General features: G+C 64.9%; 12 protein-coding genes and 1 pseudogene. 3 read left to right on the plus strand and 10 right to left on the minus strand.

Going from position 1 to position 14,796, the window contains the following annotated elements; genetic code table 11:
• Positions 1-111: 111 nt before the first annotated feature.
• The 6 genes from ABIB95_RS46520 to ABIB95_RS46545 all read right to left on the minus strand — a co-directional run bounded on the left by ABIB95_RS46520 (position 112) and on the right by ABIB95_RS46545 (position 5,943).
• Complete coding sequence (locus ABIB95_RS46520) at positions 112-1,230, minus strand: cobalamin-independent methionine synthase II family protein (protein WP_354249118.1); 1,119 nt, start codon at positions 1,228-1,230, stop codon at positions 112-114.
• A gap of 20 nt (positions 1,231-1,250) precedes the next feature.
• Positions 1,251-1,967 carry an ABC transporter ATP-binding protein gene (locus ABIB95_RS46525; RefSeq protein ID WP_063982182.1) on the minus strand — a complete coding sequence of 239 codons (717 nt, stop codon included), beginning with the start codon at positions 1,965-1,967 and terminating at the stop codon, positions 1,251-1,253.
• On the minus strand, positions 1,960-2,715 hold the full coding sequence (locus tag ABIB95_RS46530) for an ABC transporter ATP-binding protein (RefSeq protein ID WP_071912046.1): 756 nt from the start codon (positions 2,713-2,715) through the stop codon (positions 1,960-1,962). Before ABIB95_RS46530 ends, ABIB95_RS46525 begins: the two co-directional genes overlap by 8 nt.
• Positions 2,712-3,740: a branched-chain amino acid ABC transporter permease gene (locus ABIB95_RS46535; RefSeq protein ID WP_354249119.1), complete on the minus strand. Its 1,029-nt coding sequence runs from the start codon at positions 3,738-3,740 to the stop codon at positions 2,712-2,714. Before ABIB95_RS46535 ends, ABIB95_RS46530 begins: the two co-directional genes overlap by 4 nt.
• A gap of 8 nt (positions 3,741-3,748) precedes the next feature.
• On the minus strand, positions 3,749-4,618 hold the full coding sequence (locus tag ABIB95_RS46540; RefSeq protein WP_354249120.1) for a branched-chain amino acid ABC transporter permease: 870 nt from the start codon (positions 4,616-4,618) through the stop codon (positions 3,749-3,751).
• Positions 4,619-4,752: 134 nt separating this feature from the next.
• Positions 4,753-5,943 (minus strand): ABC transporter substrate-binding protein, encoded by a 1,191-nt coding sequence (locus tag ABIB95_RS46545; protein ID WP_354249121.1) that lies wholly within the window; start codon positions 5,941-5,943, stop codon positions 4,753-4,755.
• A gap of 521 nt (positions 5,944-6,464) precedes the next feature.
• Between ABIB95_RS46545 and ABIB95_RS46550 the strand changes: the two genes are divergently transcribed.
• A complete protein-coding gene (locus ABIB95_RS46550) occupies positions 6,465-6,749 on the plus strand; it encodes a hypothetical protein (protein ID WP_354249122.1) in 285 nt (94 codons plus the stop codon).
• Positions 6,750-6,775: 26 nt separating this feature from the next.
• Here ABIB95_RS46550 and purU read toward each other — a convergent pair whose 3' ends face one another.
• Positions 6,776-7,639: a formyltetrahydrofolate deformylase gene (gene purU, locus ABIB95_RS46555; RefSeq protein ID WP_028152006.1), complete on the minus strand. Its 864-nt coding sequence runs from the start codon at positions 7,637-7,639 to the stop codon at positions 6,776-6,778.
• A gap of 142 nt (positions 7,640-7,781) precedes the next feature.
• Here purU and ABIB95_RS46560 point away from each other — a divergent pair, with 142 nt between their 5' ends.
• Positions 7,782-8,621, plus strand: coding sequence for a uroporphyrinogen-III synthase (locus ABIB95_RS46560; RefSeq protein WP_354249123.1), 840 nt, complete (start codon positions 7,782-7,784; stop codon positions 8,619-8,621).
• Between the two features lie 17 nt (positions 8,622-8,638).
• On the opposite strand, the gene ABIB95_RS46565 is transcribed toward ABIB95_RS46560, so the two are convergent.
• Together ABIB95_RS46565 and ABIB95_RS46570 are read right to left on the minus strand one after the other, a co-directional pair.
• Positions 8,639-9,319: a redoxin family protein gene (locus ABIB95_RS46565; RefSeq protein WP_354249124.1), complete on the minus strand. Its 681-nt coding sequence runs from the start codon at positions 9,317-9,319 to the stop codon at positions 8,639-8,641.
• Between the two features lie 21 nt (positions 9,320-9,340).
• Positions 9,341-12,661, minus strand: a complete 3,321-nt coding sequence (locus tag ABIB95_RS46570) for an adenylate/guanylate cyclase domain-containing protein (RefSeq protein ID WP_354249125.1) — start codon at positions 12,659-12,661, stop codon at positions 9,341-9,343.
• 291 nt (positions 12,662-12,952) lie between these two features.
• Here ABIB95_RS46570 and ABIB95_RS46575 point away from each other — a divergent pair, with 291 nt between their 5' ends.
• The gene (locus ABIB95_RS46575) at positions 12,953-14,203 is read left to right on the plus strand and encodes an MFS transporter (RefSeq protein WP_354249126.1); all 1,251 of its coding nucleotides are present in this window, start codon (positions 12,953-12,955) and stop codon (positions 14,201-14,203) included.
• Here ABIB95_RS46575 and ABIB95_RS46580 read toward each other — a convergent pair.
• Positions 14,200-14,706, minus strand: a pseudogene (locus ABIB95_RS46580) (Crp/Fnr family transcriptional regulator); the annotation flags it as partial. The gene ABIB95_RS46575 and the pseudogene ABIB95_RS46580 sit on opposite strands and share 4 nt — an antisense overlap.
• Positions 14,707-14,796: the final 90 nt, after the last annotated feature.

Consider the following 14,796-nt stretch of genomic DNA (forward strand, 5'->3'; position numbering starts at 1 on the left):
CTGGATGCCCCGCCTGCCGCCTACGCTAAAGCTTCGGCGCCCCTAGACCTCAACCCCGGCGAAGCCTTGGCGTAGCCGGGTCGCGGGGCATGACAGTGAGCGAGTGGAGCCTTATTGGCCCCACACTTCCTTGGCGATCTCGACCGCAAGGCTGAGCTTCGCCCATTGCTCCTCCTCGGAGAGGATGTTGCCTTCCTCAGTCGAGGCAAAGCCGCATTGCGGGGACAGCGCGAGCTGCTCCAGCGGCGCGAATTTGGCGGCCTCTTCGAGGCGACGCTTGATGTCGTCCTTTTTCTCGAGCTCGCCGAACTTCGAGGTGATGACGCCGACCACGACGACCTTGTTGCCCTTGGGCAGGAAGCGCAGCGGCTCGAAGCCGCCGGCGCGGTCAGAGTCGTATTCGAGGAAGTAGCCATCGTAATTGGTGCCGGCCAGCATGGTCTCGGCCACGGGCTCGTAGCCGCCCGAAGAAATCCAGGTCGAGCGGAAATTGCCGCGGCAGACATGCGTCGTCACCACCATGTCGGCCGGCTTCTCGGCCAGCGCGTAATTGATGACGCGCGCATAGATCTGCTGGAGACCCTCGGGATTGTCGCCGCGCTCGCGCGCCTTCTTCAATTCGTCCTGCGAACAGAGATAGGCCCACACGGTGTCGTCGAACTGAAGATAGCGGCAGCCGGCATCGTAAAACGCCTTCACGGCCTTGCGGTAGGTCTTGCCGAGGTCTTCGTAGAACGCGTCGAGATCGGGATAGACGTCCTTGGAGATTGCCTTGCGGCCGCCGCGGAAGTGCAGCACGGCCGGCGAGGGAATCGTCATCTTGGCGGTGACGTGGGCCTGGTCGGCGGACTTCTTCAGGAAGCGGAAGTGATCCAGCATCGGATGGTCGTCGGGGAAATCGAGCTTGCCGATCACGCGGACCGCATCATGCCGCGTCTCGACGCCCGCGAACTGGATGCCCGTGTCCGGGTGAAACATTTCGCAGCCGGTGAGCTTGGCCAGGAAGTCAAAGTGCCACCAGGAGCGGCGGAATTCGCCGTCGGTCGCGAGCTTCAGGCCGATCGAGGCCTGCTTGTGCACGACCTTCTCGATCTCCATGTCCTCGATCTTGCGCAGATCGTCAGCCGAGATATCGCCCTTCTCGAGCCTGACGCGGGCTTCCTTGATCTTGGCCGGACGCAGGAGACTGCCGACCTCGTCGGCGCGGAAGGGGGCTTTGGTTCGCTGCATTTCTTGTCTCTCCCGTATTTCTAGTGGGCCGCCGCCCCTGCGACGCCGAGGTGGCGCTCGAGGACCGACGGGTCGGCCTTCAGCGCGGCGCTCGGGGCGTCGTGGACGATCGTTCCGCGCTCCAATATCACAACACGGTCGGCGAGCCCCAGAATCTTTTGCGCGTTCTGCTCGACGATGATCGAGCAGATGCCGCCCGCCCGGGTGATGGTGCCGATCGCCTTCAGCAGCTCCTCGACGATGATGGGGGCGAGGCCCTCCGTCGGCTCGTCCAGCAGCAGGACCTTGGGGTTGAGGGTCAGCGCCCGGCCGATCGCCAGCATCTGCTGCTCGCCGCCGGAGAGCTGGTTGCCAAAATTGCTCCGCCGCTCCTTCAGCCGCGGGAACATCTCGTAGACCCTCTCGACCGTCCAGGGGCCGGGCTGCGCCACCGCGGTCATGTTCTCTTCCACCGTCAGCGAGCGGAAGATGTTGCGCTCCTGCGGCACCCAGCCGATGCCGGCGCGCGCCCGCTGGTCAGGCCGGAGCGAGGTGACATCGGTGCCGGCCAGCGCGACGGAGCCGGAGAAGCGGCGGGTCACGCCGACGATGGAGTTGATCAGCGTGGTCTTGCCGGTCCCGTTGCGGCCCAGCAGCGCAAGCACCTGCCCCTCGGCGAGCCGCAGGGACATGTTGGGCAGCACCACCGCCTCGCCATAGCCGGCGCGAAGGGCGTCGATCGCGAGCAGGTCAGACATTGACCGCCTCCTCGCCGAGATAGACGGCCTTGACCTGCGGGTCGCGCGCGACCACGTCGGGCGGACCTTCGGTGAGCAGCGCGCCTGAGACCAATACCGAGATGCGGTCGGCGAAGGAAAAGACGAGGTCCATGTCGTGCTCGATCAGGAGCACGGTGACGTCGCGCGGCAGGCTGCCTACGACGGCAAGAATGTCGTGGCGTTCGCTCTCGGGCACGCCGGCGGCGGGCTCGTCGAGCAGCAGCACGCGGGGCTTGGCGGCGATCGCGACCGCGATCTCGAGCAGGCGTTGCTTGCCGTAAGGCAGCGTCACGGTCTCTTCGTTCATGACGTCGAGCAGATGGAAGCGCCTCAGGAGGTCGGCGATCTCGCCATTGACGTCGCTCCGCGTGCCCATCCGCCGCCACCAGTCGCCGCCATGGCCGAGACGCTCGGAGACGGCAAGGCCGATGGTCTCGAGTGGGGTCAGGTCGGGATAGAGCTGGTTGATCTGGAAGGTGCGCGACAGGCCGCGCAGCACGCGCTTGTGCACGGGCAGATCGGTAATGTCCTGGCCTTCGAGCAGGATCCGGCCCGAGTTCGGCTTGAGCACGCCGGTGAGCTGGTTGATGACCGTGGTCTTGCCGGCGCCGTTCGGGCCGATCAGCGCGTGGCGGGCGCCCTGCTCGATCTTGAGCGACAGATCGCGGGTGACGCGGAGGCCGCCAAAGGTCTTTTCGAGGTTCTGGGTTTCGAGCGCGATGGTCATGCGTCGCTCTCCGGCACAGCGACGACGGCCTTGCGCCCGGCAACCTGCTTGATGACCAGGTTCGGCACATAGAGCACCCAGCGGTGCAGGCGCTTGCGGCCGACCAGCACGATCACGACCAGCACGAGACCGATCCAGAACTGCCAGTATTGCGGGGTGATGGTGGAGAACACTTCCTGGAGCATGCGGAAGATCACCGCGCCGACCAGTCCGCCATAGAGATAGCCGGTCCCGCCGATGACGAGCACCAGCATCAAATCGGCCGAACGCTCGAAGGCGAACACGTCGAGGGAGGCGATCGCCGTGGTCTGGGTGAACAGCGCGCCCGCGATGCCGGCATAGAACGCCGCGAGCGTGTAGATCGCGATCAGGCGGCGGTTGACGGGGATGCCGATGGCGGCTGCGCGCAGCGGATTGTTCTTGATCGCGCGCAGCGACAGCCCGAACGGCGAATGCACGACGCGGCGAGCGAACAGGAACACCAGGAACAGCACGGCCAGCGAGTAGAAGAAGCCGGTCTTGCCGAACATGTCGAACGCAATCTCGCCGAAGATCGGCTGCATCTCGATGCCCTGAAGGCCGTCGGTGCCGCCGGTGATGTTGGAGAAGCGCTCGGCGAGCGCCTCCAGCAGCAGCGCGATGCCGAGCGTGACCATCAGCCGGGTCAGGTCGACGCCGCGGATCACCAGGAAGCTGGTGGCGAAACCCAGCACCATCGCGGCAAGGCCGGCTGCGATCAGCGCGAGCACCGGCTCGTTGATGATCCCGTGCAAGGCGAGAAGCCCCGCGGCGTAGGCGCCGACGCCGAAGAAAGCGGCGTGGCCGAGCGAGACGATGCCGGCATAACCGAGGATGAGATCGAGCGACATCGCGAACAGCGCCAGCCGCAGGATGTCGGTCATGATCAGATAGCGCGTGGGAAAGGCGAAGCCGCAGGCCAGCACGACCAGCCAGAAGGCGACTTCGCCATAGTGCCAGCGCGCGTGGCGCTGGGCGTGATAACCGACGTCGGAGGAAGCGCTCATCGGCGGCCTCAACGCGCGGCCGTGCGGCCGAACAGGCCGTTCGGGCGCCAGATCAGGATCACGATCATCATGGTGTAGATCACGAAGGGGCCCATCTTCGGCACGTAATATTTGCCGGCGACGTCGCCGATGCCGAGCAGAAGCGAGGCCAGGAATGGACCGGTGATCGAGGACGAGCCGCCGACGGTGACCACGATCAGGAAGTAGATCATGAACTTCAGCGGGAAATACGGATCGAGGCCGAGGATCTCGGCGCTGAGCGCGCCGCCGAGACCGGCGAGCCCGCAGCCGAAAGCAAAGGTGAAGGCGAACACCTGCGGCACGTTGATGCCGAGGCCGCTCGCGGCACGGGGATCATCGACCGCGGCGCGCAACCGGCTGCCGAACCGGGTCTTGGCCAGCACCATCTGGAGAGCAATGGTGAGCAGGCCGCAGATCACGATGATCATCAACCGGTAGCGGCCAACGCCGACGCCGAACACGTCGAACTGGCCCTGCAGCGCAGCCGGCAAATTGATGAACACCCGCGACGAGCCCTGGATGTAGTCGACGGCCGCGACCGACATGAACGTGAGACCGATCGTGAACAGCACCTGGTCGAGATGGCTGCGCGTATAGAGATGCCGGTAGAGCGTTCGCTCCAGCACGATGCCGATCGCAGCCGACGAGACGAAGGCGAGCGGCAGTGCTGCGAAGAACGGCCAGCCCATCCGGTTGACCAGGACCATGCAGACATAGCCGCCGGCCATGGCGAAGGCACCGTGGGCGAGGTTGACGAAGTTCATCAGGCCGAGCGTGACCGCAAGCCCGCAAGCGAGCACGAACAGCAGCATGCCGTAGGCAACGCCATCGAACAGGTTGGTGAGGATAGAGGTCATCGGAAGCGGGTGAACCCTGGTAATCACTCGTCATTCCGGGGCAGCGCGCAGCGCTGAACCCGGAATCCATTTCCATCACGTCGAGATCCCCGATGCGCGCTAAGCGCGCTCGGGGATGACGCGCTTTTCGCGCGTCACTTCTTGGTCTTGCCGAGATCCTTGACGGCTTCGAAGGTCGCGAACTCGACATTGTAGAGTTCGCCGTCGACCTTCTCGACCTTGCGGATGTAGATGTTCTGCACGATGTCGCGGGTCTCGGGGTCGATCGAGATCGGGCCGCGCGGGCTTTCCCACTTCTGGCCCTTCATGGCTTCGACCAGCTTGGTGCCGTCGGTGTCGCCGTTGGTCTTCTTCAGCGCCTCGTAGATGAGGTGGATGCCGTCATAGCCGCTGACGGCCATGAAGCCCGGACGGTTGCCGTAGGCCTTCTTGTAGGCCGCGACGAAATCCTTGTTCATCTGCGAGGGATGCGCCGCGGAATACAGATGCGCGGTGACCGTGCCGAGCACGGCATCGCCCATGTTGTTGAGCAGGTCGTCGTCGGTGACGTCGCCCGGTCCGATCACCTTGATGCCGGCCTTGTCGAGGCCACGCTCGGCATACTGCTTCATGAAGTTGCCGCCTTGGCCGGCCGGCACGAACACGAAGATCGCGTCGGGCTTGGCGTCCTTCATGCGCTGGAGGAACGGCGCGAAATCGGGATTGGCGAGCGGCGTCTTCACCTCTTCGACCACCTCACCGCCGCCGGCGGTGAAATTCTGCTTGAAGAAGTTCAGCGCGTCGTTGCCCGGCGCGTAGTCGGAGGTGAGCGTCGCCACCTTCTTGATGCCGTTCTTCACCGCCCAGTCGGCGATGATGGTCGAGGACTGCGCCAGCGTGAAGCTGGTGCGCACGATGTAGGGCGAGCGCTCGGTGATGATGGAGGTGCCGGCCGCCATCACGACTTCCGGGATCTTGGCCTGGGTTGCGAGCGGTGCGGCCGCGAGCGCGGCCGGCGTCACGCCGAAGCCGGCTATGAAACTGACCTTGTCGTTGACGATCAGCTCCTGCGCGGCCGTCTTGGTCTTGTCCGGAATCGCGGCGTCGTCCTTGAGGATGATCTCGATCTTCTTGCCGGCGACAGTGTCGCCCTTCTGCTGCATGTAGAGCTTGATCGCGTTCTCGATCTGCTTGCCGGTCGAGGCCTGGCCGCCGGTCATCGGCAGGATCAGGCCGACCTTGACGGTGTCCTCGGCCTTGGCCGGCACGATCGCCGCAAGGCCCGCGATGGCGGCCGCTGCCGCGGTCCAAGAGACCTTGTAAGAAAACGTCTTCCGTTCGAACATCAGATGTCCCTCCCCTTCATTCCTGACCTCTTGTGCGCCGGACCGAGTGCCCGGTCCTTGGCTCAACCTTAGCTCACGCACGCGCGATGTCGCGCCACATGGCGTCTTTCGCGCCCTTATTGTCAATCGGACGTTTGGCGACCATTCTGCGCAAGCCGCGCGTCCCGATTGCCAACAGCGGGGAGCGATGCCGTGGTTACGTCGGGGTAACCCGAGCATCCCGATCCTGCGCTCCCATTTGTACGATTGTACAAATAAAATGGACCTGTCAACGAAAAAGCCCCGCCGTCGACCAAGCCAGTTTGTCGCGTGCCCCTTGCCACAGTCTAGAAAGTGACCGGCCGCGTGGATGGAGAATTTCGTCTTTCTTTTGCAGAATTCAGACACTGGCGAGGCTTCCGTTCAGCGCAAATCGGTAACTAATTACCCACCTCGAATAAGTCTATTTTACCTTGTTGAAGACTACTCTTCCCGCGCCAGCCTAACCCGGCGTCCAACCTGACTGAATTCGCGCGCGCACAATGCTCAAGCCCTTCCGCTCCGTCCTCACCCTCGTTGCGCTCGCCGCGGGGCTGTCCGGCTGCGGCACCGTCAACGAAAAGCTCTCCGCCGGCATGGGGGACTACGTCCCGCTATGGGCCGGCGGCCTGCCGGCCGACGCACCGCCGCGGCCCGGCACGCCGCAATACGACGCCTACATGAAAGAGCGCGAACGCAAGCGGCTGCTGCCGGCGGCGGATCGCGAGAAGGAAGAGCAGGCGCAGAAGGGCGCAACCGGCTCGGCGTCCGGCAACGCGGTGCGCTGAGGGCGCTACTCGCCACTCACCATTCGCTAATCCATGAACACCACGGTCTTGCGGCCGTTGAGGATGACGCGGTCGTCGAGGTGGTAGCGGATCGCGCGGGCCAGCACGCGCCGCTCGATATCGCGGCCCTTGCGGACGAGATCCTCCGGCGTGTCGCGGTGGCTGATGCGCTCGACGTCCTGATCGACGATCGGACCTTCGTCGAGGTCGCGCGTGACGTAATGGGCGGTGGCGCCGATCAGCTTGACGCCGCGCTCGTGGGCCTGGTGATAGGGCTTTGCGCCCTTGAAGCCCGGCAGGAACGAGTGGTGGATGTTGATGCAGCGGCCGGAAAGCTTGGCAGAAAGATCATCCGACAGGATCTGCATGTAGCGCGCGAGCACGACGAGATCGGTGCCGGTCTCGGCGACGAGATCGAGGATCTGCGCCTCCTGCTCGCGCTTGGTCTCCTTGGTGACGGGCAGATGGTGGAACGGGATGCCACCGAAATCGAGCCCGGCATAGACCTCGCGCGGATGGTTGGAGACGATTGCGGTCGGGACCATCGGCAGCTCGCCGGTGCGCCAGCGATAGAGGATGTCGACCAGGCAATGGTCGGACTTCGACACCAGCAGCATCACCTTGCGATGCGCGGCACGGTCGCGCATCTGCCACTCCATGCCGAAACGCTCCGCGATCGCGGCAAAGCCGGTCTGGAGCGCCGACAGCTCCACGGCGAGATCGGCCGCGGTGAACACGACGCGCATGAAGAACTTCTTGGTCTCGACGTCGTCGAACTGCTGGGCATCGAGAATGTTCTGTCCGTTATGGGCCAGAAAGGTCGACACCGCCGAAACGATGCCAGGGCGATCCGGACAGGACAGGGTCAAGACATATTGATGATCGGGCATGGCTCTTGATGAAGGTTTGTGCAGCGACTACGGAACGACCCGCGATTTGCGCCCTGCTCTATCACCGACCCTGCCCTTGCGCCAATCCCGACAGCGGAGTCAGGATGAACGGAGCATTGCAATTTACCGCCGGAGCATACCCATGGCCGACCGCTTGAACGGCTACCGCATCCTGATCCTGGAGACGCGCGAGGAGGCGCAGTTTTCAAAGCTTCTGGTCGAGCAAGGTGCCGATGTCGTGCAGTGCCCGATGTTCACCATTCACGACGCGCCCGATCCCGCCCCGGTCGAGGCCTGGATTCGCCGCGCCATCGACCAGCCCCTTGACGACCTCGTGCTGATGACGGGCGAAGGCCTGCGGCGGATCATGAAGCTCGCGCGGAGCCGTGGTCTCGACCAGGCCCTGGTCGCAGCCCTCGCCAAATCGCGAAAATTCACCCGCGGCCCGAAGCCCGGCAAGGCATTGCGCGAGATCTCCCTCGATGCGCAGCAGACCACGGAGAAGCCGACCACCGAGGGCGTGATCGAGATGCTGGGCAAACTCGATCTCAGAGGGCGACGCGTCGGCCTTCAGCTTTATCCGGACAAGGACCACAGCGCACTGACCGGCGCACTTGCCGCGCAAGGCGCCGATGTCGATACCGTTCTGCCTTATGCCTACGATTCCAAGGCAGCGGATGCCAACATCGTCGCCGCCATCGACGACATGGCCGAGGGGCGGATCGATTCCATCGCGCTGACCAATCTTGGCCAGGTCCGCCGCCTCGTGGAGGCCGCGAAGGCACATGGCAGTGAGGCGAAGTTGCGCGCAGGGTTGGAGCGGACGCTGATTGCGTCAGTGGGCCCCGCGGTGTCGGGAGAGCTCGCCGCGCATGGCCTGCGCACGGACATCGCGCCGGCGGAAGACCACTATTTCATGCGCCCGCTGATCTCGGCGATGGCGGCAGCGCTCGCCGAGAAGCGGCCGAAGGTGGCGGGTTAGTCACCGGCCGACGATGCCTAGCTCGCCACCTGCGAGGCGGCCGACATCAACTCCTGAGGGCTCGGAGCCCCGAACATGCGGTGGCCGCCTTCAGGAACCTCGGTAAAGGTCCAGCGCACGATCCCCTCGCGATCGAGCAGGAACTGGCCGAACAGCTGGCCCTGGCCGGTTGCCGCCATGCGCTGATCGGCCTCCATCATCTCGTAGCCGTCCTTGTTGTTGAGGTACTCGGCGGCCGCCAACCGATTCATCGACCCCGACGTTTCGCCGGGCACATCCACCTGCATGCTCTTGACGACGTCCATACCCACCTTGCGCGGCCACTCGGTTTCGTTCTCCGTAAACTCGATAGTGGGCAGGCCGAACGCACGGTGCGAGACCCGCTCGGGGTCGGACGCGGCGAGCAGATTGGGCAAGGGATGATAGCGGAAGTAGAGCCGCGCGCGTTCGATGGGCGTATTCACGACCGTGAGACTTTCGACGCCCTTGTCGCGCAGGGCTGCGTCAAGTTGCGCCTGTGCCGCGATATGGCGCCGACAGAACGGGCAGTGCAGCCCGCGAAACAAGCCGATCAGTATTGGACTGTGCCCGCGAAAATCCTGGAGCGAGATCGTCCCATCCCGTGTGATCGCGTCCAGCACGATGTTCGGCGCGCGATCGCCCGGTTGAAGCGGTCCATCGACATGAAGTTCTGGCATGGTTGAACTCCTTCATATGACCTAGTCAAGAAATGGCAGTACGATCAGCCCGGCGGGATCAAGCCCATGGCGGGCGCAGACATCATGGGCCAGCGCGAAATATCGGTCGGCCTCGGGCATGTCGCCTCGATCAAGGCTCAGCGTGGCGAGACCATCATAGCATGGAAACAGCTGCTGCGGCTCACCGGTTTCGTTCGCCACCTCGATTGCCTCATTGTAGCAGAGGGCGGCCAGCTCGGGGCGGAAGTGGCATTGATGGATTTGCCCGAGAACGATCAGGGGCACGGAGAGATGCTCGCGCTGATCGAGTGCCCGGTCGATTTCGATCGCCTTCTCGGCGGCCGGTACTCCTTCCTCGGTACATCTGTCCGTGAAGGTGCAACAGGCAACGGCAAAATTGGCAAGGAGGCGCGCCTGGAAGCCGAGATCGCCGATCCGACGCGCGACATCGAGTCCACGCCGGCAGACCTCCACGGCTTTCGCCGGGTCGACGATCGTGTAGAGCACACCGAGATTGGTGTAGCCGCGGCAGGCTACGTTGAGGAGGCCGGCGGTTTCGGCGGCGGCAACACTTTGCTCCACCTCGCGCACCGCCTCCTCGTGTCGTCCAAGCCGCGCCAGCGCAACCCCCTTGGTGTTGAGGGCCTCCGCAATGGCGCGTGCCGCCTCGAGACCGGCCTGCTCGTCCGCGTCCGCCGGTACGGACCGTGCATAGCCGAGCGCCTCGTCTGCCCATCTTGCGGCGGCGACGTGATCGCCGGTCCGAAACGCGAGACGGCCGCGCTCCTGCAGGAGATGCGCCCACTCGATGGGCGCGTCGGTCCCTCCAAGCAGGTTGGCCGCCTCGGCGTAATGCGTCTCTGCCTTGATCCGCTTGCCGGCGTCCCACAGCAATCGGCCAAGCTTGCGAAGGATTCGCGCTTCGCCGATCCGGTCCTGGATCGTGCGGTGCCCCTCCAACGCGCTCTGATAGTGCTCCTCGGCCGTGTTCCGGCGGCCAGCCGCGCCACAAAGGTCCGCAATCCGCTCGTACAGGACCAGACGTTCCGGCTCCCGCTCGCCGCCGGTCAACAGCACGGCGAGGGCCTGTTGGTAGAGACGGATGGCATCGTCGTTGGCATAGCTGGCGCGTGCGCGATCGCCGGCTGCGCGCAGATAGCGCGCGCCTTTCGGCTTGCTCGCGCTCAGACTGAAGTGATGTCCGAGCAATATGAGATCTTCGAGGCGCTCGGGCTCATCGCCATAGAGCCGCTCGAGCGCCCCGCCGATCCGTCCATGAAGCTCGATCCGGCGCTGCAGAAGCAGGTTTTGATAGATCACGTCCTGAAGCATGGTTTGCGTGAAGCGGTAGGTCCGCAGCGAAATCGAGTTCGCGCCCGCGATCTCCTCGATGATCTCCGCGTCGCACAGAAGCTCGAGCCCTGCTTCAACCCTTGCCGGCTCGGTTGCTGCCGCACCGAGAGCAGCCGCATCAAAACGCGGGCCGATCACGGCGGCTTCCTGTGCCAGGCGGCGCACCTGATGCGGCAACCGGTCGAGACGCGCCAGCAACAACGCCTGAATGCTTGCTGGAATATCGGCGGAGGCTTCATCCGATTTCATCCGCCACTGCGCGCCGTCGCGCTCCAGGGTGCCGGCTTCGATCAGGCCGCGTATGATCTCCTCGAGGAAAAGCGGATTGCCGCCCGCGCGATCGAGGATTCGACCGAACAGAACTCCCGGCGGTTCACGCCAACCGTGACTGAAATAGGCCGCGAGGAGCCTTTGTCCGTCGGCGTCGCCAAGCGGGGGCAGCCGAAGGGTTGTGTGACTGATCCTGCTCGAACCGAACTGGTCCAGTTCCAGCAACGGCCGATGCGTAAACAGCAGCATCAGCCGCGTCCGCTCCAGTCGGTCCATCAGGAACCGCAACGCTTCAAGCGACACCGCGTCGGCCCAATGCAGATCCTCGACGATGATCAGCAGTGGCGACAGTGCCAGGCGGCGTTCGAAGACGGTGCGAATCGCGAAGAATATCTGCCGGCGGAGCTGCTCGGGCTCGACATGCCTGAGCACGGCGTTGGGGTCGCCGAGGCCGAGGACGTGCAGATAGAGGGGCATCAGGCGGTTGGCCTCGTCGGTCGCGAGGCCAAGCTCCGACAGCGCTTCGGCGACCTTCGCCTCCGCCTCCGCGGCACCCGCCTTCTGCGCGATGCCATAGGCGCTGCGCAGCACGGCGGCGAGAGTGCCGTAGGATTGTTCGCCGAGCGGCGAGCACGCCGCGTGCCGGATCGCCACGCCTGCGAATCGATCCAGGTCGCGGATGCGCACGACGAATTCGCTGACCAGGCGCGTTTTCCCGATGCCGGCTTCACCGACCAGCCGCACCAGTTGAGCCGCGCCGCCGCACGCGCGATCAAGGCTGCCGATCAGGCGCGCGAGCTCGGCGTCGCGCCCGATCAACGGCGCATTGAGGCCCAGCGTGTCGAGACCGCGCGCCGCACGGGGCGTGTCAAGCGGCTCCTTCAGACGGTGGACCAGCACGCTGCCCATCTTGCCCTTCAGCGAGACCTCGCCAAGCGAGTCATAGGAGAACGCATGCCGCGTCAGACGGTGGGTCAACGGCCCGACCAGCACCTCGCCCGGAGCCGCCATCGACTGTAGCCGCTGGGCGGTATTCACCGTGTCGCCGGTCACCGAATAGGATTTGGAAACACCCGCACCGAGCCCGCCCGCGACGACGTGCCCGGTGTTGATGCCGACATGGAGCAGCAGCGGTGAACCGGCATACGCCTTCGCGCGTTCGCTGAGGCGCGCCGTCCGGCCGATCATGTCGAGGGCAGCGCGCACCGCCCGCTCCGGGTCGTCCTCGTGCGCCGCCGGCGCACCAAACAGAGCCAGCAGCGCATCGCCGATGAATTTGTCCACGAAGCCGCCAAAGCTTTGCACCGCGGCCGTCAACTCCTCGAACAATTCGTTTTGAAGCGTCTGCATGACCTCGGGGTCGAGCCGCTCGCTCATCGCAGTGAAGCCGCTGAGGTCGGCAAACAGCACGGTGATGGTGCGGCGGTTCGCCTCGCTGTCGATCTTGTCCGACGGAGCTCGAAATGCGGCTTGAGCGTCCTCCGTCGGCACGAGCGGCGGCGAGGAGGACCGGATCGGGAGCGTCGTCGGGCTCGCCCGCGTCGATGCCTGCCCGCCGGTGGGGACCTCAGCGACGAAGGCACCGCATTTCGGGCAATAGGCGAAATCCGGCGCGCATGGAAACCCGCAGCCTGGGCACGCGTTCGGCTGCTTCGTGCCGCACTTCGGGCAGAAGGCAAAGCCGCTCTGGACCTCTAAACCACAGCAAGAGCAGTTCATGAGTCAGGACCTCGCGGAAGCCGCGATGGCGCGAGCTCCTGGACCTGCCGGATGGGCCCAGGAAACCTGGCAAGCATGGGCTCGTCGCACGGCAAGAGCAAGCGGCGGTTGGTCAACCTCTCCGCATCGGCTGCGCGACGAAGCGATGCAGCGGGCGCACTGGCGCACCGCAAATCGTCGGCAAGCATGGCGGCATGCGGTAGCGCCAATTGACAGGGGCACGGCCCGGGCTACCCTGCCAACAGAAGAACAAAAATAAGGGGGAATCGCCGTGAAACCCGTCATCGCATCTTGAGCACATCCGCACTCGCGCCCTTCCGCATCCGCAACTATCGCTTCCAGTGGCCGTCCGATCTGCTCACCTCATGGGCGTTCGAAGTGGAGACGTTGGTGCTCGGCTGGTACATCATGGTCGAGACAGGCTCGGTGCTGCTGCTCACCGTGCTTGCGTCGCTTCAGTTCGTCGGGACCCTGGTCGCGCCGGTGCTCGGCATGATCGGCGACCGGATGGGTCATCGCGATCTCCTGGTCGTGATGCGCCTTGCCTATACGGCGCTCTCGTCGACCATCATGGTTCTGGCGCTGACCGGTCATTTGTCGCCGCTGAGCGTGATGATCATCGTCGCGCTCATGGGCCTGATCCGCCCCTCGGATCTCGGCGTCCGCGGCGCACTGCTTGCCGAGATCATGCCGCCCGAGCAACTGGTGGGCGCCATCAGCGTTGCGCGCACGACCCAGGACAGCGCCCGCATCGCCGGAGCGTTGACGGGTGCAAGCCTGTTCGCCGTCCTCGGCATCGGCCTCGTTTACGTGGCGATCGCCTGCCTTTACTTCGCGGCCGCACTTCTCATGCTCTGCCTGACCCGGCCGAAGAGGACCGTCACGACGAGCGATCTCCCGGCGAACAGCCACGCGGTCTCGCGATTGCTGGGCGACCTCAAGGAAGGGATCGTCTATGCTTGGAACGGCCCGGGAATGCGCGCGGCGCTGTGCGTCGCCTTCCTGGCCAATCTCACCGCCTTTCCCTTCACCGGCGGACTATTGCCCTACATCGCGCGGGACATCTTTCATACCGACCAGACCGGCCTCGGCTATCTCTCGGCGAGCTTCGCCGTGGGCTCGCTGATCGGCTCCATCACGCTCAGCCTGGTCAGCGGACTGCGCATTGCCCGGCTTCTCATCGGCGCGACGCTGGCCTGGTACGCCATGCTGCTGGTGTTCGTCGAGATCAGGACCATGCCGGTGGCGATGGCCTGCCTCGTTCTCGCCGGCATCGCCCAGAGCATGTCGATGATATCAGCTGCCGTGATCCTAATGCGGACGGCGAGCGCGCACCTGCGCGGCCGCGTGATGGGCGTCCGTATGATGGTGATCTACGGACTGCCGCTCGGATTGCTCGCGGCCGGCAGCCTGATCGACATCATCGGCTATTCCGCGACGGGCTCGCTCTACGCCGCCGCGGGGTTCATCGCGATGGTGGCGATCGCGGTACGATGGCGCGCCGACCTCTGGCCGGTCCACGCCCCCGCAAACGCGCGCTAGTCCCCGTAGCCGCGCAGGCGCTCGACATCGAGAATAGTGACGCCGCCATATTCGAGCCGCAGCAGCCCCTCCTTCTCCAGCCGGTTCAGCGCGCGGTTGGCGTTCTGGCGGGACATGCCCGAGAGCGCGCCGATCTCCTCCTGGGTGATTTCCAGATGCGCAGTGGACTCGGGATAGAGGATCGGATTGAACAGCGAGGCGATGCTGCGCGCGAGGCGTGCGGTGGCATCCAGCGTGCGGTTGACCTCGAGCATGCCGATGAACTGGCCGAGCCGCTCGTTGAGCTGGCGCACCAGGAAGCGGTTGAAGCCGACGCTGTTCTCGAACAGCCACATGAAGGCGCTGCGTTCCATCAGCGCGACGCGGCTGTCGCGCAGCGCGACCACGTCGTAGCGGCGCGGCTCGTTCTTGAGCACACTGCCCTCGCCGAACCAGGCCCCGGCCGTCAGCCCCGCAAGGCTCGTCTCCTTGCCGTCGCGCGAGACCCCGCCCATCCGTGCTAGTACCCACTTTTCTTGGAACGTGAGTCGTGATTCAAGATATGGATGATCCCTGAAGCAAGAGAAGTCCGCCTTTCGCGGAAAGATCGCACG

It is taken from the genome of Bradyrhizobium sp. LA2.1, from assembly GCF_040547725.1.
Classification (GTDB): domain Bacteria; phylum Pseudomonadota; class Alphaproteobacteria; order Rhizobiales; family Xanthobacteraceae; genus Bradyrhizobium; species Bradyrhizobium barranii.

Bases quoted from the DNA above. Each gene is read 5' to 3' on its own strand.
- purU (WP_028152006.1), bottom strand. From the start codon at position 7,639: ATGCCCGATCATCAATATGTCTTGACCCTGTCCTGTCCGGATCGCCCT.
- ABIB95_RS46550 (WP_354249122.1), top strand. From the start codon at position 6,465: ATGCTCAAGCCCTTCCGCTCCGTCCTCACCCTCGTTGCGCTCGCCGCG.
- ABIB95_RS46565 (WP_354249124.1), bottom strand. From the start codon at position 9,319: ATGCCAGAACTTCATGTCGATGGACCGCTTCAACCGGGCGATCGCGCG.
- ABIB95_RS46520 (WP_354249118.1), bottom strand. From the start codon at position 1,230: ATGCAGCGAACCAAAGCCCCCTTCCGCGCCGACGAGGTCGGCAGTCTC.
- ABIB95_RS46545 (WP_354249121.1), bottom strand. From the start codon at position 5,943: ATGTTCGAACGGAAGACGTTTTCTTACAAGGTCTCTTGGACCGCGGCA.
- ABIB95_RS46560 (WP_354249123.1), top strand. From the start codon at position 7,782: ATGGCCGACCGCTTGAACGGCTACCGCATCCTGATCCTGGAGACGCGC.
- ABIB95_RS46570 (WP_354249125.1), bottom strand. From the start codon at position 12,661: ATGAACTGCTCTTGCTGTGGTTTAGAGGTCCAGAGCGGCTTTGCCTTC.
- ABIB95_RS46535 (WP_354249119.1), bottom strand. From the start codon at position 3,740: ATGAGCGCTTCCTCCGACGTCGGTTATCACGCCCAGCGCCACGCGCGC.
- ABIB95_RS46530 (WP_071912046.1), bottom strand. From the start codon at position 2,715: ATGACCATCGCGCTCGAAACCCAGAACCTCGAAAAGACCTTTGGCGGC.
- ABIB95_RS46540 (WP_354249120.1), bottom strand. From the start codon at position 4,618: ATGACCTCTATCCTCACCAACCTGTTCGATGGCGTTGCCTACGGCATG.
- ABIB95_RS46525 (WP_063982182.1), bottom strand. From the start codon at position 1,967: ATGTCTGACCTGCTCGCGATCGACGCCCTTCGCGCCGGCTATGGCGAG.